This is a genomic window from Colwellia sp. MB3u-8 (assembly GCF_014076985.1).
Classification (GTDB): Bacteria; Pseudomonadota; Gammaproteobacteria; order Enterobacterales; family Alteromonadaceae; genus Cognaticolwellia.
The window spans coordinates 245,493-269,959 of sequence record NZ_JACGVA010000073.1 but is presented as its reverse complement, the minus strand read 5'-3'; the positions used below and the strand labels follow the sequence as shown (position 1 = coordinate 269,959).

20 protein-coding genes are annotated in these 24,467 nt (G+C 39.6%); 5 read left to right on the top strand and 15 right to left on the bottom strand.

Annotation, left to right across the window (positions count from 1 at the left end):
• A complete protein-coding gene (locus H4J54_RS18105) occupies positions 1-1,539 on the top strand; it encodes a guanosine-5'-triphosphate,3'-diphosphate pyrophosphatase (RefSeq protein WP_259367060.1) in 1,539 nt (512 codons plus the stop codon).
• A gap of 152 nt (positions 1,540-1,691) precedes the next feature.
• Here the strand turns inward: H4J54_RS18105 and hemB are convergent, their stop codons facing one another.
• The 7 genes from hemB to tatA form a co-directional block, all read right to left on the bottom strand.
• The gene (gene hemB, locus H4J54_RS18100) at positions 1,692-2,708 is read right to left on the bottom strand and encodes a porphobilinogen synthase (protein WP_182192346.1); all 1,017 of its coding nucleotides are present in this window, start codon (positions 2,706-2,708) and stop codon (positions 1,692-1,694) included.
• A gap of 199 nt (positions 2,709-2,907) precedes the next feature.
• On the bottom strand, positions 2,908-4,353 hold the full coding sequence (locus tag H4J54_RS19615; protein WP_259367059.1) for a diguanylate cyclase: 1,446 nt from the start codon (positions 4,351-4,353) through the stop codon (positions 2,908-2,910).
• On the bottom strand, positions 4,346-5,140 hold the full coding sequence (locus H4J54_RS18090; RefSeq protein ID WP_182192345.1) for a TatD family hydrolase: 795 nt from the start codon (positions 5,138-5,140) through the stop codon (positions 4,346-4,348). Before H4J54_RS18090 ends, H4J54_RS19615 begins: the two co-directional genes overlap by 8 nt.
• A 15-nt stretch (positions 5,141-5,155) precedes the next feature.
• Complete coding sequence (locus tag H4J54_RS18085) at positions 5,156-5,671, bottom strand: hypothetical protein (RefSeq protein ID WP_182192344.1); 516 nt, start codon at positions 5,669-5,671, stop codon at positions 5,156-5,158.
• Complete coding sequence (tatC, locus tag H4J54_RS18080; RefSeq protein ID WP_182192343.1) at positions 5,671-6,426, bottom strand: twin-arginine translocase subunit TatC; 756 nt, start codon at positions 6,424-6,426, stop codon at positions 5,671-5,673. The genes H4J54_RS18085 and tatC overlap by 1 nt, the downstream gene beginning before the upstream one ends.
• The gene (tatB, locus tag H4J54_RS18075; protein WP_182192342.1) at positions 6,423-6,791 is read right to left on the bottom strand and encodes a Sec-independent protein translocase protein TatB; all 369 of its coding nucleotides are present in this window, start codon (positions 6,789-6,791) and stop codon (positions 6,423-6,425) included. The genes tatC and tatB overlap by 4 nt, the downstream gene beginning before the upstream one ends.
• On the bottom strand, positions 6,791-7,039 hold the full coding sequence (tatA, locus tag H4J54_RS18070; RefSeq protein WP_182137184.1) for a Sec-independent protein translocase subunit TatA: 249 nt from the start codon (positions 7,037-7,039) through the stop codon (positions 6,791-6,793). The genes tatB and tatA overlap by 1 nt, the downstream gene beginning before the upstream one ends.
• 139 nt (positions 7,040-7,178) lie before the next feature.
• Between tatA and H4J54_RS18065 the strand changes: the two genes are divergently transcribed.
• On the top strand, positions 7,179-8,123 hold the full coding sequence (locus tag H4J54_RS18065; protein WP_182192341.1) for a hypothetical protein: 945 nt from the start codon (positions 7,179-7,181) through the stop codon (positions 8,121-8,123).
• A 29-nt stretch (positions 8,124-8,152) separates the two neighbouring features.
• Here H4J54_RS18065 and H4J54_RS18060 read toward each other — a convergent pair whose 3' ends face one another.
• Positions 8,153-10,798 carry an EAL domain-containing protein gene (locus tag H4J54_RS18060; protein ID WP_182192340.1) on the bottom strand — a complete coding sequence of 882 codons (2,646 nt, stop codon included), beginning with the start codon at positions 10,796-10,798 and terminating at the stop codon, positions 8,153-8,155.
• Between the two features lie 222 nt (positions 10,799-11,020).
• Here H4J54_RS18060 and H4J54_RS18055 point away from each other — a divergent pair, with 222 nt between their 5' ends.
• Positions 11,021-11,722, top strand: coding sequence for a YceH family protein (locus H4J54_RS18055; RefSeq protein ID WP_182192339.1), 702 nt, complete (start codon positions 11,021-11,023; stop codon positions 11,720-11,722).
• 89 nt (positions 11,723-11,811) lie between these two features.
• Here H4J54_RS18055 and H4J54_RS18050 read toward each other — a convergent pair whose 3' ends face one another.
• The 5 genes from H4J54_RS18050 to H4J54_RS18030 form a co-directional block, all read right to left on the bottom strand.
• Positions 11,812-12,216: a hypothetical protein gene (locus H4J54_RS18050; protein WP_182192338.1), complete on the bottom strand. Its 405-nt coding sequence runs from the start codon at positions 12,214-12,216 to the stop codon at positions 11,812-11,814.
• A gap of 183 nt (positions 12,217-12,399) precedes the next feature.
• A complete protein-coding gene (locus H4J54_RS18045) occupies positions 12,400-13,479 on the bottom strand; it encodes a site-2 protease family protein (RefSeq protein WP_182192337.1) in 1,080 nt (359 codons plus the stop codon).
• Between the two features lie 325 nt (positions 13,480-13,804).
• On the bottom strand, positions 13,805-14,998 hold the full coding sequence (locus H4J54_RS18040) for an aromatic amino acid transaminase (RefSeq protein WP_182192336.1): 1,194 nt from the start codon (positions 14,996-14,998) through the stop codon (positions 13,805-13,807).
• Between the two features lie 365 nt (positions 14,999-15,363).
• Positions 15,364-16,686: a DEAD/DEAH box helicase gene (locus tag H4J54_RS18035; protein WP_182192335.1), complete on the bottom strand. Its 1,323-nt coding sequence runs from the start codon at positions 16,684-16,686 to the stop codon at positions 15,364-15,366.
• Positions 16,687-17,172: 486 nt separating this feature from the next.
• On the bottom strand, positions 17,173-18,447 hold the full coding sequence (locus H4J54_RS18030) for a S8 family serine peptidase (RefSeq protein WP_182192334.1): 1,275 nt from the start codon (positions 18,445-18,447) through the stop codon (positions 17,173-17,175).
• A gap of 507 nt (positions 18,448-18,954) precedes the next feature.
• Between H4J54_RS18030 and H4J54_RS18025 the strand changes: the two genes are divergently transcribed.
• The gene (locus tag H4J54_RS18025) at positions 18,955-22,284 is read left to right on the top strand and encodes a DEAD/DEAH box helicase (protein WP_182192333.1); all 3,330 of its coding nucleotides are present in this window, start codon (positions 18,955-18,957) and stop codon (positions 22,282-22,284) included.
• A 78-nt stretch (positions 22,285-22,362) separates the two neighbouring features.
• Here the strand turns inward: H4J54_RS18025 and H4J54_RS19260 are convergent, their stop codons facing one another.
• Entirely contained in the window at positions 22,363-22,644 is a 282-nt protein-coding gene (locus tag H4J54_RS19260) for a DUF1294 domain-containing protein (protein ID WP_220464241.1), read from the bottom strand.
• Positions 22,645-22,650: 6 nt separating this feature from the next.
• Positions 22,651-22,899, bottom strand: coding sequence for a hypothetical protein (locus H4J54_RS19255; protein WP_310650126.1), 249 nt, complete (start codon positions 22,897-22,899; stop codon positions 22,651-22,653).
• A 316-nt stretch (positions 22,900-23,215) separates the two neighbouring features.
• Here H4J54_RS19255 and H4J54_RS18015 point away from each other — a divergent pair, with 316 nt between their 5' ends.
• Complete coding sequence (locus H4J54_RS18015) at positions 23,216-24,340, top strand: MltA domain-containing protein (RefSeq protein ID WP_182192332.1); 1,125 nt, start codon at positions 23,216-23,218, stop codon at positions 24,338-24,340.
• The last annotated feature ends 127 nt before the right edge of the window (positions 24,341-24,467 follow it).

Sequence of the window (24,467 nt, the reverse complement as noted above, 5' to 3'; positions counted from 1 at the left end):
ATGACGACCACTTCAATGGAGACTTTATCACCTCTGTATGCCGTGGTCGATTTAGGCTCCAATAGCTTCCATATGTTGCTCACTCGACAACTGGCCGATAGTGTGCAGGTTGTTGACAAAGTAAAGCGTAAAGTGCGCCTTGCTGCTGGCCTGAGTGCAGAAAACATATTGTCTGAGCAAGCCATGGCAAAAGGCTTAGAATGTTTAAGTTTTTTTGCCGAGCGCCTGCAAGACATCCCCAAAGAAAATATTCGAATTGTTGCCACCGCCACCTTAAGGTTAGCGCATAATCGTGCTGATTTTATGGCCAAAGCTGAGAAGGTTTTGGGGCATAAAGTCACCTTGTTAAGTGGCATTGCTGAAGCTAAGCATATATACCTTGGCGTAGCTCATACCAGTTATAGCGCAGATAAACGCTTAGTTTTAGATATTGGCGGTGCTAGTACAGAGATTATTGTTGGCCGAGGCTTTAGGGTCAAACAAGCCCATAGCCTTAACTTGGGTTGCGTCACTTATAATCAACAATATTTTCCTGATGGTACGCTTACAGCTGAAAACTTCGCTCATGCAATATCCGCAGCTGAACAGACTATTGCCACGGTAAAAGCTAGTTTTTGTGATATCGGTTGGCAATGCGTACTAGGGGGTTCAGGTACTATGCAAGCATTAGCCGAAATGTTGATTTATCAACATAAGCCTAGTGTGCTTTCATTGGACTTTCTTTATCAGGTTCAAAAACAATTACAAACCTTTGAGTATATCAAGGATATTAATTTACCTGGTTTATCAACAGAGAGAAGCCCTGTGATTGCCAGTGGCTTAGCTATTCTCATTGCCTTATTTCAACAATTTTCTATTCAACAATTAACACTCTCTAGTGGTGCCTTACGTGAAGGCTTATTATATGAAATGTTACCCAATAGCCACAAGACTAATATTCGCCAGCGTACTATCCAAGCGTTAAGCCAACGTTTTCATATTGATCAACAACATGCCGATAGTGTTAAGCGGCAAATTCACACGCTGTTTACCCAATTGAAAAGCACATGGCATTTACCTGAGGGTAATGCATTAGAGTTATTATTGGCCAGTGGGGACTTGCATGAAATAGGTTTATTGCTTGAATACAAATACCATCAACAGCACAGTGCCTATATTCTTACTCATGCAGATCTAGCGGGTTTTAGTCAATCAGATCGGCAATTATTGGTTAGTTTGGTCACACTTTATAAAGGTGATATCAACCAATTGCTTATTGAACAACAATCAGCGATAGACGCTGAAAGTGCGACAAAATTATTAATTATTCTTCGCTTAGCGGTAAAGTTGTGCCGTCGCCGCAAAGACGATAAATTACCAAACTACCGCATAAGGCTCAATGAGAAAGCTTTGCACTTGTCCTTACCCAAAGTTTGGCTCATGCAACACGCGCTGATTCATGATGAATTAAAGCAAGAAAATGACCATATTGCCCGCCTAGGTTATCGCTTGCACATTGACTGTGAAAATGAATTAAGCGTATTGGCCACGCCAGACTGAAAAATCATCAAACTCGTACCCTTAACTATTACAATTATTAGCGTCTGGAAGAAAAAATCGCCCCTTGTTCCTGAGCATAAAAAAGCCGTGCTATATAGCACGACTATTAACTACAGTAAATTCAGCACAGCTTTGAGTATTTCAACGGCTGTTTACGCGCTTTGTTCTTCTTTTAACCAACGCGCTACTCGCTTAGCAAAATAGGTAAGAATGCCGTCTGCTCCGGCTCGTTTAAAGGCCAACAAACCTTCCATTACACAAGGTTTTTCTGCTAACCAGCCATTTTGAATTGCGGCCATGTGCATCGCATATTCACCACTGACTTGATAAGCATAAGTCGGCACTTGAAAATTATCTTTTACTCGGCGCACAATATCTAAATATGGCATACCTGGCTTAACCATCACCATATCTGCACCCTCATGAATATCTTGTGCGACCTCATGTAAGGCTTCATTACTGTTGGCGGGATCCATTTGATAAGAAAATTTATTACCCCCTTTGATATTACCTGCAGAGCCTACCGCATCACGAAACGGACCATAGTAGCTAGAGGCGAATTTGGCAGAATAAGCCAGTATTTTCGTATTAACAAAATGGTGCAGCTCTAACTCTTGACGAATGGCGCCAATACGACCATCCATCATATCTGAAGGAGCAACAACATCAGCACCCGCCTGTGCATGAGACAAGGCTTGTTTAACTAAAATATCCTTAGTCACGTCATTCAGTACATAACCGCTATCATCGATAATGCCATCTTGACCATGGGTAGTGAATGGGTCTAAGGCAACATCAGTGATCACACCTAAGCTTGGGAACTTTGCCTTCACTGCTCGCACGGTGCGTTGAGCCAAACCATCAATGTTATAAGCTTCTTCAGCCAACAGTGACTTTTTATCCGCTGGGGTTACTGGAAAAATGGCAATCGCAGGTATACCTAGATCTACCAGTTCCTGACATTCATCTAATAACAGATCGATACTCTTGCGTTCGACACCCGGCATAGAGGCAATAGCTTCACACTGGTTTTCACCTTCTAAGACAAAAACAGGGTAAATCAAATCATTGACGCTCAGTTGATGTTCTGACATTAAACGTCGTGAAAAGTCATCAGAGCGCATGCGACGCATACGACGGGCGGGATATTGGCCAAAGACGTTGTTCATACTTATTTCCTATAATAATTTAATTTTACTTTTCTATACGTATAGCCATGCCCATTGAGTTAATGTATTCACAACTTTGCCTATAAGCTTTTTAGGCGGGCTCCTAGGGATATCAGTAGCCATTAAATAGAGGCTAAAAATGTATGATAAAGAACTATACTTAACATATTTTTCTTTTTATCAAATCGCTATGGAAGCACTAAGTTGACAGATTCATCATTTCAATGGGTATTACTTGTACTTGATTTCGACCCGTTTGCTTAGCTTTATAGAGGGCTTTATCTGCTTTATCAAAGATAATTTCAGGTGTCACACCTTGCTCTTGCTGATACGTTGTCACACCACAACTGACGGTTAAATGAATAACATTTTCATGGTTGAAAATATGTTGCTGGCGCACACTTTGACAAATTTCTTCTGCCAAAGCTAAAGCCCACTTTTCGTCTGTTTCAGGCAGGATCAAGCAAAACTCTTCACCACCATAGCGACAAGCAACATCAGTACTGCGGCGTAATACAAGGTTAATCATACTAGCCACTTCCACAATACATTTATCACCGGTTAAATGGCCATAACTATCGTTCACGTTTTTGAAATGATCGATATCAATCAAGATCAGGCTAAGTGGGGTTAAGTTACGGCGACTACGCCTAAATTCTGCCATTATTTTTTCATCATAATAACGACGATTATAAAGCCCTGATAATTCATCAAGGGTATTTTTCTCTTTTAACGTTTGATTGACTAATTCTAATTCTTGCAGGGCAATATTCAACTCTAAAGTTCTTTCTTGCACTCGATTTTCCAATTGCTCTTGACTTTCATCTTGCAAAGCTAACAACTTTTTCTGAGTAATGTAGGATACTTTGGCTCTGGCTAACACTTGTTGTTGAGCTGATTTTTCATCTCGGATATGGTCATAATATTTACGCACCATCAAATAGCTCATCATAATTGCCATAAACCAAAAAGTCAGCATATCCAGACCATTGATCATCTGAGCAGAAAAGTGCCAGTAATAGAGTAAATAAGTAATAATATTAAAGCTTAATTGCACCAGCAGAATGAGTGAATATATTTTTGGCAAACGACCCCTGTTTTTTGTGATAGTACTAGTAACATAGAGTAGCGCAAGCAAGCTAATACTGATGGATATTTGGGTTAATAACCAAGTAGTTCTATCGTTAAACATATAACTTAAGGGCACCATAATCGCCATGATAATGGCTAAGGCGAGTAACAATTGATCGCTATTCTTATCTGACGTTTTTAGGGGAAATAATTTAATCGTAAAGCTGAAAAGCAGCATATTAGACAAGTTGGCGAGTAGTAAAGTTTCAGTATTGAGGAGATAAATATTGTCAGTGAATAAGCCAAAAAATGCTATGCCACCAGCAACCAAAATACTCAGTGATTTTAGGGCAAAAAATAACGCTAAAATTGCCATACTGCAACTACGCATGGCGCTAGCCCAAGTACAGCACATTAAAGACAGGAGCAAACTGCTACCGATAAACATATGCTGTATAGGTAAGGGTAATAACCAACTTGGCTTAGCAAGCAAAAGCATACCTTGAGCATTTACCACAGCAAGTATTAACAAGGCAATAAAAAAAGCAATCATAGTGAGGTATAAATTACGCATGGCGAGTACTTAAATTGAAAACGCTTTCACTATTAAGGGTTGTTTGTTTGATAATTTCCTGTTCACTATAACCCATTAATTCGGCTAACACAGTGACAATATAAGGTAAGTAGCTGGGTTCATTACGGCTACTTTTGGGTTTTGGACGAATGTTTCTTGGCGTTAGATAAGGCGCATCTGTTTCGATCATTAGTCGATCTAGTGGAATAAAAGGCACAATGTCGCGTAACTCTTGACCACGACGCTCATCGCAAAGCCAACCTGTAATGCCAATATACATGTCAGCATCTATGCACTGCTGTAACTCTTTTTGATTGCCGGTAAAGCAATGGGAAACCATTGCGGGAATACTAGCAATATAAGGCTTTAAAATTTCAAACCAAGGCTCGAAGGCATCACGTTGATGTAAGAATAAGGGTAATCGAAGTTGCTCTGCTAACGCCACTTGCTGAGTAAAAACGTCTTTCTGATTGACGGCACTTGAGAAATTACGATTAAAGTCTAGTCCGCACTCACCAATAGCTTTAACGCAGCTATTTTCAGCTAAATCAGCCAGTTGCTGTTGGAAGTTTTTATCGGCATGGTCTGCGTCATGCGGATGAATACCGGCAGTACTATATAAGTAGTCTGGATAGTGCTGGCAAAGCTCAATCGCTTGCTTACTTGCAAAAATATTAGTGCCAGTAACAAGTAAGGCATTAATGTTTTTTGCTTTAGCGCGGGCAATAACAGCAGAAAGATCTTTGTCAAACCGCGTATTGGTTAAGTTGACACCAATATCAATCAAGGGATTATAAACTCATTATTTAAAGCGTTTAACACGAATTGTTCGATTGGAATCTGGGTGATTTTTCTTCAAATAAACCGCACTCATAAAGCCTTTTTTAAGTAAGACACTATCGCCGACTTCAACTTTAAGAAAGTCATTATCAGTTTGCTGCCATTGTTGACCGTTGGTAAAGGTGAATCGCCATTTATCGTAGTGATCTTTACTTAATTTCTCAACAGTCAACACAAGCTGTTGGTCTTCTTCAGCTACTTTATATGTGGTTAAATGTTCTGCACCAAAGTCTGCTACTTTTGTCGACGTAGGAGCTACGCTAGTGTCGGCTTTAGTCTCGGGCGCATTTTTTTCCATTTTAGCGATCACATTGACGGCTGGCACAGCTTGCTCAGCTAAGTCATCAAAACAAACCAGACGCGCTAAACTGTCTTGAATTTTTAGACATTGGGCTAAACTGCCATTAAGTGTTTCTGCTTTTGTTGTTAATGATAACAAGGTCAAAATTGCAAGCGTTATAATAGTCATATTTTTCATTATTGTTCTTCCTTTGATTCTGTTTCTTCCTCTGTTCGATAATAAACAGAGGCGATAATAATGCCTAACTCAAATAGCAGTAGCATGGGCAATGCCAGCATGGTCTGAGAAATAATATCTGGTGGTGTTAACAACATACCAACGACAAATGCACCGACCACAATGTAAGGGCGTTTAGTGCGCAAGCTAGCTGGAGTTGTTACTCCAGTCCAACACAGTAATATAATGGCAATAGGGATTTCAAATGCGGCACCAAAAGCAAAAAATAGTTTTAAAACAAAATCCAAGTAACTGCTAATGTCTGTTGCTATGGTAACGCCATCGGGTGCTACCGAAGAAAAGAAGGCGAAAGCAACTGGAAACACCACATAGTAAGCAAACGCAATACCGCCATAAAACAATAAGGTACTACCCAGCATTAAGGGGGCCATTAAACGTTTTTCATGCTTATACAAACCCGGCGCAATAAACGACCACAATTGATATAAAATGTATGGCATGGCAATAAATATTGATAAGACAATGGTGAGTTTAAATGGCGTAAAGAAAGGTGATGCTACATCAGTCGCGATCATTTGCGTACCCTCTGGCATCACGGCCAAAAGTGGCTTTGCGACATATTGGTAAATATCTTGGGCAAAGTAAATCAACGAACAAAAAACAACCAAAACACCTAGCACTGCATGCAATAATCGTGTTCTCAGTTCTAATAAGTGATCAAATAATGTGTGATTTTGTTTAACGGCTGAACTCATTTACCCTGCTTTTCATTTTTATTATCATCGAGCTGTGTAACTTTTTCAGACGAGTCTGTTGTGTTTTCAGCTGTTTGATAAGGATTATTGACCATTGCTGCCGCTTCTTCTAGTGACTTCACTGACGCGGCAACTTCTGGTGATAAGTCTTTCATGCCAGCTTGTTCAGCTTTCTTTAAATTAGCATGCAGTTCATGGATACGCAGCTCTTCGGTGAGTTCATTTTTAACGCCCTCACTAAAATTACGCATGCTATTTATCCAGCTACGCACAGAACGAATTGCTACGGGTAATCGCTCGGGGCCTAGTACGACCAAGCCAATAATAGCAATTAATAGTAGTTCCCAAAAACCTATATCAAACATTAGACTTGGTCTTTCTCTTTTTCAGCCACAGTACTTTCTTTGGCTGTTTTATCACCTAAACTGTCGTTATTAGCTAAATCTTCTTGGCTAGCGTCTTCTTTTTTTGCTGTATCGTCAGTTACTGCACTTTTAAAACCTTTCACTGCTGATCCTAAATCAGTGCCCAAATTACGTATTTTTTTTGTGCCAAACAACAATACGACAATGACCGCAATAATTAATAATTGCCAAATACTTATACCGCCCATAAAAAACTCCTATAATTTATTTGATTTCATTATAAAGTTTATAGAAAAAAAATCACCAACTGATATGATAAATAGTGAGGTAAAACAAAATTTGATAAGAATGTATTGTAAAAATCAGTGTTATTGGCATTTTTGCCTAGTGTTATTTTACTTTGCATTTGCAAATTCAGCACAAGCTTATGCTTCAGCAGAAGTAAAAGCGCCCGCTGAACGAAAAGCTGAACGAAAAGCTGAACACTGGATGCAAGGACTGCATGAAACGGTTGCTGACTCCGTTTATCAATCTGCGCAATGGTTTGATAGTTTTTTTATTGCAAATGATAGTGAACAACAAAATCCAAAAACAACCGCAAAAATTAGTTTTGCTTGGTTGCCAAAAAGTCGTGACTGGAGTGAAATCAAGCCACGCTTTCGATTGCGTGTTAAATTGCCGCATTTTCAAGACAGAGTTAGTGTGGTGTTATCTGACGAAACAGATGATGAACTAAACAATCTACCGCTAGAGTCAGTCAACACCAATTCGAGCACCGAAGAAGAAAAATTTTCTTTAGCACTAAACTATACACGAGATAAAAAAAATGATCGGTTAATGAATTATCGTGTGGGTATTTCAGGTGGAGATATATTTGCTAGAGCAAAACATCAACGTCGCTTAACTATCAATCCCAAGCAAGGTTTTTTAGTTGAACCGTCAATGTATTACTACCTTAATGATGGCTTTGGCGCTAAATTATTGCTGGAGTACGATTATCAATTAAGTAGCAAATCACTTTTTCGTCTCAATTATAGTATTCGAGGCTCTGCGGCCTTTAGTGGTATTCGCTGGAAGCATGGTTTTTATAAACTAGATCAAATAAATCACACCACGGCATCAGTGCTGAGCTTACAAGCTGAAGGTGAACGCAACGGCGCACGAGGTTTTGTTATTGATAAGTACACCTTAAGTTATCGATACCGCTTTAATGCCTTGCGCGATTGGTTGTTTTTTGAAATAGAGCCTTTTGTCGAGTTCCCCGAGCAAGAAAATTACAACACAACCCCAGGTATTGCCTTACGCATTGAAGGCTTTTTTCACAAGGGTTAGCGTTAACGTAGTTGAGCGTTAAACTAGGCCTAAATAATTGCTATAGCATTACTGTGTGTATCAAGATAACTTTCATTTTCATTTTCATTTTCATTTTCAACATTATTGTCCGCTATTTTTCCTGGCCGGTTAATATAATAGCCTTGGCCAAATTGACAACCTAGGGTTTGTAGCTTCTTGAACATGGCTTTAGATTCAATGCCTTCAGCCACTAGTTGGTAGCCAAATTTTGTCCCCAGTTCCTGCAAAGCTTTAATTAAAGATAAGTTTGTATCATTGTGATTTAAAGTATGGATAAAACTGCGATCGAGTTTAATAAATTCAAATGGGTAGTTATGTAAAAAATTAAGCGACGATAAACCAGCACCATAATCATCTAAAGCTAACTTAACGCCAAGCTCTTTCAATCTCTGTAAGCCTTTAAGTGCGAGTTCGGTATGTCGAGCAAAAGCAGATTCATTAAACTCGAGAATCAGTCGTTCAGGCTCCACCGTATTAGCACTAATTAAAGCCAGTAATTTTGCTAATTGGTTCGCTTGAATTAAGTGACGGCCTGATAGGTTGACACCAATATAAGTGTGCTCATATTCTTTTGATTGTTGCCATCGTTTTAATTGCATACAAACTTGTTCAATCACCCAAGTTTCTATATCCAAAATCATACCAGTTTCTTCTGCCATAAAAAGAAACTCACTCGGGGTTAATAAGCCCTTGGTTGGATGCTGCCAACGTAAAAACACTTCAAAACCTATAGTTTTAGTTGAGGTTAAATCTGAAATTTTCTGATAATGTAACTCAAACTGTTTGCCTTGAATAGCTTGCCTTAATTCTTGCTCAAGCGTCATGCTGGCAATAATTTTTTCCCGCATGCTGTCCTCAAAGAAAACGTATCGACCGCGGCCTAAACTTTTTGCTTCATACATAGCTGCATCAGCATCACGTAATATTTCGCTGGCATCTTTATAGCTAACTCGACTTTGAGCAATACCCATACTGGCATTTGAATACAAGGTCTGACCCTCAAGTTTAAAGGGTTGCGCAATTGATGTAATGATACGAGATGCAATTTCTTCAATACCTTCAGGTGCTTGTAATGAGTCTAATAACACCACAAATTCATCACCACCTAACCGGGCTAAAATGTCATTGTCGCGCACACAATGGCCTAAGCGGCGCGCAATTTCGATTAAAAATTGATCGCCAGCGTGATGTCCTAGCGTGTCGTTGATCATTTTAAAGCGATCTAAATCAATAAATAAAATGGCAAAGTTATGGCTAGGATGACGCTTTAAATGCTGAATAGCATAGGTTAAATGCTCTGAAAACATCGATCTATTCGGTAGTTGTGTTAACGCATCATGATGCGCTTCATGATACAAACGTGCCTCTGCTTTTCGACGTTCTTCAATTTGCATACGTAAATTGAGATTGGTTGCTTGGAGTTCTTGGGTGCGTTTATTAACTCTCTCTTCAAGCACTTCATGGTTTTTTATTGCTTGTTGTTGGGTTTTTTGTCGTAAAATTTCAATGGCAATATGGTGACTAACAAAACGCATAAGCTCGAGATCTTTACTATGATAAGCATTTTTGTCTTGATAATGCTGGATAGCAATAACCCCAAAAATCTCACCCTGATGAGATAAAGGAGCGGCCAGCCAAGCCTGTGTTAAACCGAAATCAGGATATGGCGTGCTAAAATCACCTTCTGTGACTTCACCCTCTGCCGCTAAGGTGTAAATTTTGCTATTGCTTAACAGAATAGGTTTACCCTTTCTTATGACCATTTCAGACAAACCGTCGCTGAGCTTTCTCGTCGCGGGCTGTGTAAATTTCTCATCACAATGGTAAGGAAATTTTAATTGGCTTTTATTTTCAGATAATAATGCGATATATAAATTTTTTGCGGGTAATAGCTTATTGATTTCGTCATGCAAGGCTTGATAAAATTCTGATATAGCTTGCGATTTTGTTGTTAGCTCAGAAATATTAAGCAGCACTTGATGTGTTTTAACGGCTAATTGTCTTTCAACAATTTCACGCTGTAACTCTTGATTGGTTTGCGTTAATTTAACGGTATGTTGGTGAATACTAGACGCTAATAACTCTCTACTTCGAACGCGATCTATAGCCGTGACTAAATGTTCAGCAATAAACTCTAAAATTTGACAGTTTTTCTCAGAAAAGCAGCGTCTTTTATCGTAACTTTGTAGAGAAATAACACCGATAACCTGTTCGCCACGTTTCAATGGCACACCAAGCCAATCTGCCCATACTGAGCCATACAAGACAATTTTATCCGCTTTGGCCAGTGCCATTCTTTCTTTGGCAGAACAATGTAGTGGTGCTTGGCGTTGTAAAACTAGGCCGGTTAGACTTTTTCGTCCTTTAGCTAAATCAAAATCTTCATGTAAACGCTTTTCTACCGGATTATGGCAGTAAGCTAATTGTAATTCGTTAGAAGGGTTTAACAAGGCTATATTGAAACTGTCAGTAGCCAGTAAGGTTTTAATCACTGATTCAAGACCGTGATAAAATGCGTCTAGATCGGTTATTGAACTGGATAATTCAGCCAGTTGTAACAAACCTGATTGCATGCTTTTATGCTGTCGATATTTTTTAAGTAGCGATTTTAACTTAGGAAGTTGGCGTATCGCATGAGTATTTTCCTTCGCCATCAAGTCCATTTATAAAGTCCGTTTTATCATTAGTATTATTTTTGTACGGCTAGTCTAACAAAATAAATAGGGTTGGCGAGGCCTTAGCGTCATTTATTCTTTACTTATAATGACATAAGCTTAGTTTTAACTATGCTTTTTTTATAAGTAATTATGCAGATTACATAGTAAAGGTGCCAATTGCTTGATATAACTAGAGGTTTTAATAAGGATGCTTTTAATATGATTTCATTATCCGCAGTGCAATGCCGCATTATCGGCGTGATGCTAGAAAAAGAAACGACAACACCGGAGCAATGTCCTCTTTCTATCAACAGTATTACCTTAGGCTGCAATCAAAAAAGTAATCGTGAACCTGTGATGTCACTGGCAGAAAATGAGGTGCAAAACGTTGTTGATGAACTGGTACAAATGAATCAGTTAATGATAGATCAAAAAGCTTCAAGCCGAGTAAATAAATACTTTCATCGCTTTTGTAATACTGAATTTGGCAATTTACACTTTTCAGCCCAGCAAAGAGCCATTATTTGCGTGTTATTCCTAAGAGGGCCACAAACACCAGGAGAGTTAAGAATACGTACCAACCGCCTAGCTGACTTTGCTGATGTCAGTGAAGTTGAAGCGGCCTTAAATCAATTACAAAACCTTAACAATCAAAGGCTAGTCAAAAAACTCGAACGAGAGCCAGGAAAGCGGGATTCCCGCTATGTACATTTACTCTCAGACCTTGATGTGGGGGACTTAGCTCAAAGGAACTTAACTCAAAGGGACTTAGTTAAAGGGGACTTAGCTGAATCGAGTGTCACTCAAACAGAAAATATTGCCTTGGCAAGTGATGATAAACTAGCCCAGAGAGTAACCGTGTTAGAGCAACAAGTGGCGGCATTAACAGAACAACTGGCTTGTCTAACTGAGCAATTTTAAGACAAGTGACGATTAATTTAATCCCTGTATGGAGCCAGTTTAGGTAACACTGATACTTGATTGAATTCTTGTGATGATTCTTTTGACTGTTATTGTAGATGGACTAACCCGCTATCATCACGTTCAAAACCATGACAGATATAACCGCTTTGCGGACGTTTTTTCTTGGCGATTTGATGGAAATGCTCAAAACCGACTGAAAAGGCAAATGGGTTGGCGTTGTAGTCGGCGTAAGCTTGATCACTGCCGTTCTTCGCTTCTCTGACGCCAGCAGCGAATGAGCTTAAAAAGTCATCTCTGTTATTGAGCAAAATGGTGCTGGGGCCATTTACATCCTCAACGAGTTCAAACGCGCCGAGTGCAATATACTTATCAACAACTAGGTTATTGAATACGCCACAGTATTGTTCAGTTTCTTGATCATAAGCCACGGGTGAGTCATCGCTTGCTTCCATTAAAGAGACAAATAACTCTCTTACTTTTTTTGAAATCATAAACTATTCCTTTTCAAGCCGTATTTGTGTCGTCAGCTTAAGTTTAAGCTTTAACGCTTAACGCTTTGATTTGCGCTCTGCTATAGCGTAAGAAGAGCTTTAGCGGGTTAAGTTGATAACATCAATTGCCAGCCAACTTAGCCCTCGCTCAGCTTAACTACTGACTATGTGAACGGACAAATGTTAACTGCCTAATATTTTAAGTGGTAGCGACAATGCGTCATTGCCTGTTTGGCCCACTAGCCAAATAATGGCAGATAAACCCCCAACGGTAACGACATACCATAATGCGGAGACAATTTGTGCATAGCGATTAAGGGGCAGTAACTGGCTTAAATGTCGGCGCTTATATTCAAAAAATATTTCTATGCTACCAATAGCCAGTAAAAAGCCTAACAGGGCTAAACCAAAGTAATAACTGATATAAATACCTAGCGCTGCGCCTAAGGCACAAGCGACTAAACCAACTTTAGAGTTGATTGAAAAAGCGATGCTTTTCAGCACATGGCCACCGTCTAACGGCAAGATAGGCAATAAGTTAAATAAATTGAGCAGGGCATTAAATACTGCCAAGCCGGCTAGTATTTCTATATCGGTCAGCCAATAACCCACTAAGCAAGCGATAGAAAGTATTAAGCCGAAAAAGGGCCCCATAATTGAAATAACAATGTCTTGCCAGCGGGTATTAATTTTGTCATCACTCAGCGCTAAACCGCCAACAAAGGGGATGAGATATATGCCTTTAGTTTTCAAGCCAAAGTATTTCATCGCTCTAATATGACCATATTCATGAAAAACGAGGCAAAGAATAAGTGCGATGGCAAACTCAATCGAGAATAACCAGCTATAAGCCGCCAAACTGCCGGCAGCAAATAACACTTTAACCACCTTGGCACTTTTCAATAGCTTCAAGCCAAGGCCAGCCATACCGACTAAACTAAATTTAATCGCTTGCTTTTCCCCTTTGACGATTTGACGTTGCTCTATGTCTTTTTCATTGAGGCTATTGTCGTGTAACAGCTCGTTATTGACTAACAGTTGAAATTGCAGCGAAAAAGGCTGCCATTGCAGTGAACCCTTGAGTTCTACGGGTAATTCACCATGCTCATTTTGTAGGGTAAATTTATGTGTAAATGACTCACTGTCGACATGAGCATTAATTTGTGAGACACATTGTTCATCCCAAAATACTTGCTGCCATCCGGCCATTGATCCTTCTAATCTTAGTGTTTTTCCTAGACATTCTACTTCTAATAATTGCAATTAATTAACTCAGCATATAAAACCTTGCCCGATTATCGCTATATTTGCCGCCGCATCAAGGTTTATTGACAAAACATTAAGGACAGTTAATGTTTTGCACCTGATTTATTTGGCCCTGTTGTCGTTAATGGCTGCCGCCTTAGACAGCATTAACTTGGCTATTCATATTGTGCCTATCAGGTTAATTTCCTGTTTAACGCTTGATGGACTGAAGTGCGAGCGACAAAAAAATGGCCTAAAGCTATATGGCGATATGTAAAAGTAAGCTTAGTTAAAAGACTGACTTTCTCTCTAAGCTATCAAGTGTGCTGTAAAATAGAGCTATTTATTGCTCAACTCGTGTGACCGCTAAAACGCTGGCGACTAAGTAATCAATATGTTGCTCTGGAATTGATGCCAGATTAATGCGTCCGTTATTTAAACCGTATATGGCATATTGATCTCTGAGTATTTCCATTTGCTCTGCGGTTGCTGGCAACATAGAAAACATGCCTTCTTGAGATAAAATATAATCAAAATAATTATCGCCTGAGTGTTGACGAAAGGCAGCGCAAAGTTTTGCTCTTATGGCTTTAATTTTAATATTTATCTGTGCCAGTTCATCCGACCACACTTTTCTCAGCTCAGGGGTTTTAACAATGGTTTTTACAATTTCAGCGCCATTAGAGGGTGGTACCCAATAAGTGGTTTTACTCATAATAGCAAGTTGAGCTTGCGCTTTGTCTGCTTCTTCTTGTGTTGGACTTAAAATATAAGCCGCACCGACTCGATCACTGTATAAACCGAAGTTTTTTGAACAACTTACGCAAAGTGCTAGGCGTTCAACCGTATTGGCGATAGTCAGTAAACCGGCCGCATCTTCATTTAATCCGTCGGCAAAGCCTTGATACGCGGTGTCGATTAAGGGTAAAAATCCAGTAGATTTTGAGAGCTGAGCAATTTGCTGCCAATGTGGCAATGTTAAGCGCAATCCTGAAGGGTTATGACAAGAGCCGTGCAAGAGTACAACATCATTTTCGCCTAATTTTTCAAGCGTATTGAACATGCCCATTTCATCAAGCATCATGGTTTTTTTGTTAATAAAAGCGTATTCCTCATAAGCTAAACCGGCGGCTATAATGGTGGGAATATGGTTGGCATAGGTGGGGTCACTTACCCAAATTTTGGCCTCAGGGTTGGCAAGCTTAATTAAATCTAATATGGCACGTAAGCCGCCACTGCCACCGGCGGTTTGAATGCCATTGATGTAGCCATTCACTGCTTGGTTTGCAAACACCATTGCTTGTAGTAATTGCACATATTCAAGATCACCTTTTGAACCCACATAGCTTTTATTTCGTCCAGCATTGGCGAGCTGTTGGTCGGCTTGCTTTACTGCTTGCATTAGCACGACCTTGTCATGGCTATCTTTATAAACGCCTACGGTTAAATCAACTTTAAAAGGCCTTTCATCTTTAGATGAACGTGCCATTAAATCTATAATTTCGTCAGTAGCAGGTAAGGGGATATTGGCAAACATGAGTTCTCTTTAATTAACTAATCAATAATAAGGTAATCGAATATATTCAAGGTAAGAGTATACGCTATTATTTGCGATGATTTTTAGCCGAATTATTTAGTAGTATGATAATGCAAAAAATATTTAAGGCCTTATTTTCGATACTGGCATAGGTTAATCTCAAGACAAAAAGCAGCCAGTAACATTATTTAAAATGTTACTGATTTAAATAATTTAAATAAATAGCCAATGAAAAAGGCCGATACGTTAAGTATCGGCCTTTAAATTTAGCTAAATCATATTGAGGTTTATCACCACTTAGCCCGACTAAACCTTCAAGCTAGAAAAATAGCTTGAATGAGATACTACACTTTATGCTCGTTAAGCTATTCATTTTCAGCATATCCTGCCCAAATATCAGCATTGACGGTGGTTTTCTTTTTGCGTTTTTTCTTACCGCTGCCTTCAGGTGCGGCCATCGGCTTTTCTGCGGCTAAAATTGAATTATCGCTAATTTCATCAACCTCAAAACCTTCGACTTGCTCACGTTCAAGCCAAATTTTATGCTTTTTCTCAATCACTTTAAAGTGATGATAATCTTCATGATCGATAAGCGATATGGCCAAGCCTACTTCGCCCGCACGGCCACTTCGGCCAATACGATGCATGTAGTCTGATGGACTTCTGGGTAAGTTAAAATTGATCACCACGGGCAGTTTTTCTATGTCTAGGCCACGGGCAGCAATATCGGTGGCAATTAACACGGCAATCTCGCCAGCTTTAAAGCCGTCAAGCACTCGACTACGTTCGCCTTGGCCTTTATCGCCATGAAACACCGCAGCGGTAATACCCTGTTTAGCCAATTTTTCAGCTAAATGTTCACAGTGGTGTTTGGCATTGACGAAAATAAGCGCTTGTCGCCATTGCTGTTGCTGAATTAAATGCGCTAATACCGCTGTTTTTTCGCCCTTGTTAACAGTAAAAACCCGCTGTACCAAGGTGCTGGCGTCGCTACTTTGTAATTGTATTTCAATTGGGTTGTTAAGCAGTTCTTGGGTTAATGCCTTGACTTGCTCAGGGAAGGTCGCTGAAAACAATAAGGTTTGTTTTTTCTTTGGCAATAAGGCTAACAGCGCAGAGAGTTCTTCAGTAAAACCGAGACTTAACATTCTATCGGCTTCATCAAGCACTAAGGTGTTGACCTTATCAAGCTTAATCGCATTACTTGAAATTAAATCCAGTAATCGACCTGGCGTTGCCACTAAAATATCGCTGCCGCCACGTAAGGCCAGCATTTGCGTATTGGCTGATACACCACCAAAAACTGCCATAGCTTTAATTTTGCCGTTAAAATGCACGGCATAAGATTTAATGCTGTCAGCTACTTGCTTGGCAAGTTCACGGGTAGGTACCAAAATTAGGCCAGTAACATAGTTACCTTTAGTACTACTCACTAATGATCTTTCAGCCTGTGGTTGCAGGGCAAGTTGCTGTTGCTGTATTTTTTGCAATAGCGGCAAGGCAAAGGTAGCTGTTTTACCTGAGCCAGTATTTGCCCCGGCAATTAAGTCACGTCCGGCTAAGACACTTGGAATAGCTTGCGCTTGAATGGGCGTGGGCTGTTGATATTCCAGTTCAGTTAGTCGAGCTAACAAAGGTGGAATAAGGCCAAGTTCTGTAAAGTTGGCTGGCGTTGTGGCAGAGGTCATTAATATAAAGGGCTCAAAGCTAAGGTAATAACCCGCTATTTTAGCCTATTTTTGCTCTGTTCAGTTAGTGAAATTGATCTAAAGAGTGGCGTAATGTTATTGAGTATTATTTAAGGTAAGCAGAGTTGGAGTTTAACTCGACATTGTGGCGATAGAGTTAAGGGAGATAAAATGACTTGTATTAGTACATGCGCTTTTAAGAAGCTCAGACAGAGAAAACCATTGGGCAATAAAACTGATTTACTGTCAGTCGAAGATACGTTTAGCATTTAAAGCAAACGCACTTCAAAATGAGCGAATTTTTTGCCGATGGTTTATTTATACCAATTTCATTAAGTTATTGTCCACTTGTACTGGTTAAAATACACCAAGGCTAGGGTGCTCTCAATCACAATAGCCAGCTATTGCTCAATCAAGCGTCTTGCCCTGATGCATTTTCTCTGCGCACAACAAGATAACAAATTTAATGAAAGTGGTATTACATTTTTATTGTGGGATTTCAGCGTTCAGGAAATCTTCCTGATGTGTATCACCCGTTGAATTGGTTAAATTAGCATTAGATTCACTATTGTTAAGTAACCAGTCTCTTGTCTCAGCAAAAGCGCTTCCGTCAGGGTTTAGTGAGATGGTTTCTAAATAAAGCGCTAAAACACCAGCAACGTGCGGAGCTGCCATAGATGTACCACTCATGGTTGTTGTTCCACCACCACTTTGGGTCGATAGTATATCGACACCAGGCGCTGCAATAGCCACGGGTGCAGATTGGTGGTTAGTCCAGTTTACTGCTCCATTACCCCAGTTCGAAAAGCTGGCCCAATCATCATTTATATTGGTTGCACTTACTGTGATCACTGCGTCGTCATAGGCTGCAGGCGTAGCTTGGTTAGCATTTTCACCATCATTTCCCGCAGCTACAGCAAAAATCACGCCTTGATTTTTAGCATTACAGATAGCGCGATGAAAGTTATCGTTACCAACAAAACCGTTGTTTGTACAAGTGCCAGTTTTAGTCCCACTGCCGCCTAAACTCATGTTAGCCACTACAGGTACAGCTAGAGATGCGGCCTGTTGTGCTACCCAGTCAATGCCTGCAATAACACCCGAATTAGAACCACTTCCTGCCGCATTCAATACCTTAACTGCGTGCAAAGTCACCGCGGGTGCAACTCCGATAACATCTAAATTATTATCTAACGCACCAATAGTACCAGCCACGTGTGTTCCATGGCCCTGGTCATCATCCCAACTATTTGCACAGTCTAAGCCGAGACACATTTCAACGCTATAACCATTTGATATATTGCTAGCCAAGTCATCGTGGTCAGAATCTATACCGGTATCAATAACATAGACATGAACGCCTGCACCAGTATTTGCAGCTGTATTAGCACCAATTCGGCTAACTCCCCAAGGGCTTTGTTGCTGATCTGTTTGACAACCAAATACCAAGCTACAGGCCGCTATTTTACTTGAGTTACTTTTTGTTGCGTGTACGTTGCCATCTGCTGAAACGCTTAAAACGCGTTGATCGTTATTTAGCTGTGCTAGCATACTCGTTGGGACTGTCGCAGAAAAACCCTTAAACACATGGCTATAAGTGTGCTTGCTTGTTATAGCGTAATCATTGATAAACTCAGAGACACTAGCGATTTGGTTAGCATCAAGGCTAACAATGATATTGCTTAATAGCGCATCTTCTGCAGCAAGTGCAGGCAGTGCAATACAAGAGGAAATCATCAAGCTTATTAATTTTTTTTTCATTTTAGCTCCACATAGCATTAAGTTTTTTAAGTTACTCTAGGACTGAGCACTTAATTTTTATTTCTATTAGATATAGAAAAGTAAATGTACTGTGACCAATGTAGAGACTAGATGCTGGTTCGACCATCAGGTAAAACCCCTATCTTTTATAATAATACCCCCCTATCGCTGCAATTGATTTTTGTTCAAGCGCAACTAACTAGCTGCTTTACTGAACAAAAAAGCCTTTTAGAAAAAGTGCTATTGAAGATGTTTGTCTCGAGTACAAGTGATATCTAGGTTATTAATCTTGTTAGCCCAAAAAATTTATTAGCATGGGTACCATAAGCCGCATTGAAGGTTTTAAGTCTCAGTGGTATTATTCGTGTGAAATATGAGTAATCCGCAATCAGCAGTTAACCCTGAAAGTTCTATTACTATACTTAATACTTTTATCCTGTTGAGAAGATATAATGACTTCACTTTTCAACTTACCCATCTATTTGAGTTCTTAATAATTAAAACCTTATGGCTAAAAATACGTTTACACCTGAGTTACTTGAACAACACTTTACCAAAAATGAATGGAAAAAAGGCACGAGAATTTTTCAGGCTAAAGGTATTAAAACCTGTGCTCTTGACGGTGAAACAATTCGTGGCGTAGTTTTTAGTGAGCGCTCTCGCCAAGTAGGGTATTTAACACGGTTAGTTTTTGAAGAGAAACAGGGTGATATTGCCAGTTATTGTGACTGTTATATTGGTCGTGATTGTAAACATGGCGCAGCTTTAGCCCAGTATTTTGTTGATGAACATTTTGATTACAATAGTATCGCTTCATCTGAAAAAATAGTGGATAAATGGCTGACTCGCTTTCAAGCTCAACCCAGTAGATACCAGCCTAATAGCCAACAAAAATCATTATTATACTTTTTAAAGCCTAACAGCTATAACGAAGATGATTATTTTACCTTAGGGATTAAATCAGCTCGACCAAAAAATAGTGGTGGTTGGAGTCATACCCTTGGCAGTGAATATTCTGCCAGTTCGTTAATTAATAGTGCCTATGCTACGAACGAAGATGTTGGGGTACTAACCGAGCTTATTCGCACAAATCAATATGGCGATAACATTAAATATTTTGATTTATTTGCCCGTATTATAAAAACTAATCGCTGTTTTTGGCAGACAAATTACGACTTGAACGACGCGATTACCTTAGGTGACCCCCTAGAAGCACAATGGCAGTGGTTGGCATTGGGTAACCATTTACATACCTTGCAGCTGGTTTTTATGCAGCCATCAAGCAGTATTCTTATTATCAAAGCACAACCGCTGTGCTATTACGATGAAGAGCAAAATTGTTTTGGCGAAATTAAGACCAATACTCAATGTGATTTTGAAGCTGACTTACTCAATTCACCTATTTTTGAAGAAGATAAATTACCTTGGGTAATGAGCAAGTTGTCAATGTCATTAGGTGATGCAGTGCAGCGCTTGCCAAAACCAAAAACAGAATTTTCCCAAGAGTTAACTAAGCCTGAAGTGCATTTGCACTTTTCTACCCCTGCAGAAGCTAATCCACAGTCAGGTTTTGTGCGGGTTAATTTTTCTTATCAAGGTAATTTAGTTAATCCGCATAATGACAGTGTCACGGTTTCACCGGCTAACTTGACTGACAGTGACAGCGCTAGCAAGGTAAAGCTTTATCGAGATTTATCCTTTGAACAAACGGTCATTGATAAACTGTCGACCTTAAAATTTAATGTTCAGCCTAAGCCTAAGCGTTACACTTTTACCAATGAAGACTATTTGAATAAAGACAAAGTGCCTAAGTTTTCAATGCTGATGCAAGGGCGCTATGCTTGGCATCACTTTTTGCATCAGGAATTACAAGTCCTTAAAGATTTGGGCTGGCATATTAGCTTTGCGGATAATTTTTATTATAAAGCACTCTCCACCGACAGCATATTTGACGCAGAAGTGATTGAAACTGATGATCATGATTTTTTCTCCTTAGGGTTAAACTTAACCATTGATGGTAAGAAAATGCCGGCGTTTCCTATTTTGCTGGGGGCCATTGAACAACTACCTAAATCGGCATTATTTGATCGTGATAAAGTGGCTGGCGAAAAAATACCGCTTATTGCACCCGACTCACCGATTTATGTTGATTTAGACAATGGTGACTTTGTTGCTTTGCGTTATCAAAGTGTACAGCCCATCTTAAAACAATTTATTGAACTGTTTATGCCCAACGCCTTAAATAAAGATGGCAGGATGGAGCTATCACGCTTTCAAGGACATCAAACATTATCTATGTTAGATGACCAAGGCATGATAGCAACAGGCACCAGTAAGTTAAGAGCGCTGGCGGATAAACTGAAAAACTTTCAACAAGTTACCACTGTGCCTGTGCCCCTTGGTTTAAACGCTACGTTAAGAACTTATCAGCACCAAGGGTTAAACTGGTTACAGTTTTTACGCGAGTATCAATTAAACGGTATTCTGGCGGATGATATGGGCTTAGGTAAAACCATTCAAGCTTTGGCGCACTTACTGGTTGAAAAACAGCAAGGTCGACTTAATAAGCCAGTACTCATTGTGGCGCCTACCAGCGTTATTTTTAACTGGGCTAATGAGATAGAAAAATTTACCCCACAACTTTCATATCAAGTATTACACGGTAGTAAACGTCAGCAACACTTTGATTGTTTTGACCAGAGTGAAAGCGGTGAAAATCAAGTTGATATCATCATTACCAGTTATGCGTTAATTATTAAAGATTTAGAACATTACTGTGAACAACAATTTTATTACCTTATTCTTGATGAAGCACATTATATAAAAAATACTAAAACTAAATTATATCAAGCATTTATGGCGCTAAAAGCGCAGCATAAATTATGCTTGACGGGTACGCCTATGGAAAACCATTTAGGCGAGTTTTGGGCGCAATTTAATTTTTTACTGCCAGGATTTTTAGGTGGACAAAGACAATTTACTAAGCTCTTTAGAACCCCGATAGAAAAGCATGGTGATCATGAACGTAAGCAGCTATTAAACCAGCGTATTAAACCGTTTATTTTACGCCGAACCAAAGATAAAATAGCCACAGAGCTACCACCCAAAACTGAGATCATTCAAAAGCTACGTATTGAAGGTAAGCAAGCTGAGCTCTATGAATCAGTACGCTTAGCCATGGACAGTCGCTTAAAAGATATTATTGCCGATAAAGGTTTAAAACGTAGTCAGATAGAGGTTTTAGACGCGTTATTAAAACTAAGACAGGTATGTAACCACCCTAAGTTATTATCACTTGAAGGCGCTAAAAAGGTCAATCAATCGGCTAAGCTTGATTATTTAATGGAAACGCTGCCAGAGCAAATTGATGAAGGCCGTAGAATATTAATCTTTTCACAGTTTACTAGTATGCTGGCTTTGATAGAGGCAGAGCTGATTGAAGCGGGTATTGGTTACGTTAAATTAACCGGTTCAACCACTAAAAGACAAGAGGTAGTTGATAAGTTTCAAGGCGGTGAAGTGCCGGTGTTTTTAATTAGCTTACGTGCGGGCGGTGTGGGCTTAAACTTAACTGCAGCCGATACCGTTATTCATTTTGATCCTTGGTGGAACCCTGCGGTGGAAAACCAAGCCACGGACAGAGCATACCGCATTGGCCAAGACAAGCCCGTTTTTGTCTACAAATTGATTATTGAAAATTCAATAGAAGAAAAAATTCAAAAAATACAACAAAACAAAGCCGAGCTTGCAAAAGCCTTATTATCTGAAGAAGTCAGTGACAGCAAATTGAGTTTAACCGATGATATTCTAACCTCACTGCTTGCACCGCTAAGCTAGCCTAGCAGGTAATAGCCATTTAATTAATGGCTATTACCTGCTGCGAAAACCCAGCCACCCTCTTGTTGCAAAAATCGCCTAAGTAAATAACTGAAGATATTGCACACCTGATGCCGAATATAGCCAGAGTAACAGCGCTAAATTAATCATTACCTTGCTCCAAAAAAACCGTATAAAGGTTTTTTTTGATGATTTATGCCGAAGAATTTGTTGCGCTAGCGCTGCACCCGGCCATCCCCCTATTAAAGCAAGCATATGTAAAGTGCTTTCTTGAGTGCGCCATGCACCACGTTGTGCTTTTGATTTATCGACCGCATAACTGAGAAAAGTTAAAAAACTTAATCCTATATAGATAGACATTAATTTTTACGGTAAATAGCCTAAAGTAAAAGTGATCATGATGGTGGCTAAAAAGATCAGCGAGAGATAAATAGGGAATGAATTGATTGTTTTCGGTTGCTTTTTCTTGAATTTTTCACCTAAGAAGGTGGCATCACAAGCGCAGTATCGACCGGCTTTATCTTTGGTGATTGAAAAAGTAATAATGTCACTAATTTGCGGTATTCTAGTTTTATTAGCAAAGGCAGATTGCTGAATAAAAACCGGGTTAACCACATCGTTGGGGGCAATAAAGCCAAAAGCTTTATCAGCATACGATTTTGTTAACTTCCCTTTAAAGCGAATTTCGTGGTATCCCTGCTACTTTGCATCTTTCTAGTGAGAGATATCCACTTGGTATTCAATTCGACATTCAATGCGATATGCATCATAACTATTTAATAAAATTAAATAAAATACTAGATAGAAAGCTAGCTTTCAATGGCTCAAATTTCAACAGAAAAGTTTATTGAACATTATTAAACTCACAGGCTAGCGTCACTTTTAGGATTGTCATACCATGGTGGTCTATTATTTTTAATACCGGCTATTTATGCGCCTTGGTTTATTTTGTTTACTTCTCGTACTGGTCACTTTTCACTGTGCAGCCCAAACACCATTGAGATTTTTTAAGCTCGACAAAACGCCTGAATTAGGCAAAATGACCGACTTTAAAGCCAGTGCTTTGTGTGATGTGGCCGAGGCAACTCAGCGCTATTTAACCACATTTTCAGCGGACAAATTTGCCGTGCACGCAGGTAAAGTATTTGATAACAGTGTAACCCTGGTGAGAGTAGAAAAAACCCTAGCCTTTATCTGCCAAACTTATCGTGAAGATGTACGGGCAAAGCGTGATAGTCGATTGCATGATAAAGGTTTTTTAACCGCAAATTTTGACTTTTATCGCTGGACGCCAGATCTAGCCACGGCCAGAAAAATTGCCTTAAAAAGCACTCATGCTAGAAAAGCCAGTATGTTAAATGCTATTTCGCGTGACAAAATATTTCTAACTAAATATTACACTAAACTATTAACGGCGAGTGCGGTTAGAACCCCAGTCTATACTCAAGCACTTTATGCGCTGCCTTATGATGAATTAGGTTTGACACTCACCCAGGCTAATAATGACCTAACGCTCACTCGTCATCAATATACTCGCCAAGACATTATTGCGGGCGATCTAGCAGAAAATAAATTAGCTAAGGCGTTAATCTGGCTCACCGAAGAAGCCTTACATGACGTGTTATTGCAAGGTACGGGTGTGGTTGATGTTAATGGCGTGCGGCGTTATTTTAATGTTCATCGTCATAATGGTATTGCTTATGACTATGCCATAGGTAAGCGTGAGCAAGCACGCTATTGGTATTTTGCAGAAGTACCTAGCATCATGGGTTATGGCAAAACGCTTGACAGTAAAATAGCGCTCAAAGCACAGGTTTCTTTTGCTGGCAATGTGGCAGAACTTGGCTTAGGTAAGTTATTTATGGTCAGTTATCCGCAGGCGGATAAAAACATATCACGCTTAGGTGTACTGGCTGATCAAGGTGGCGCCTTTGATAATAATCTTTTTCAACTCGACCTATTAGTCGATAGTTATTATGGTTGGCAAGATTATCATCAAGCCAATAAGCATCTACCCGATTACGCTAAAGCCTGGTTAATGTTAATGAAGCCATAATGAAGTGATAGTACCCCACGACACACTATGCTAGTTTTTTAGCGCTTATAATAAGCTTACCTGAGGCGGTTACCCATATCATAGTAAAATAGGGAGCTTGCGATAGTGCGCTGTCAAATAAAGTCAT